Source organism: Pseudoalteromonas sp. MER144-MNA-CIBAN-0113, from assembly GCF_040308965.1.
GTDB classification, from domain to species: domain Bacteria; phylum Pseudomonadota; class Gammaproteobacteria; order Enterobacterales; family Alteromonadaceae; genus Pseudoalteromonas; species Pseudoalteromonas tetraodonis.
On the sequence record NZ_JBEOOG010000621.1, the window covers coordinates 1 to 233 of the forward strand.

Annotated in this window: 1 pseudogene; it reads left to right on the forward strand. The window is 45.9% G+C overall.

Annotated elements, in window-relative coordinates:
- Window positions 1–233, forward strand: a pseudogene (gene obgE / locus AAEY57_RS21200) (GTPase ObgE); the annotation flags it as partial.

Below are 233 nucleotides of genomic sequence, written 5' to 3' on the forward strand. Positions count from 1 at the left end.
CTGATGAAAACTTAAATACCCTAATTGATTATCAGTTTGAGCGCTTTCATAGAGCTGAACGTGGTACTAACGGTCGTAGCCGTAACTGTACAGGCCGAAAAGCCGATGACTTATTTGTTATGGTGCCTGTAGGCACGCGCATCATGGATGTTGATACCCAAGAGGGACTTGGCGACTTAACTCAAGATGGTCAACGAATTTTGGTTGCAAAAGGTGGTTTCCACGGCTTGGGG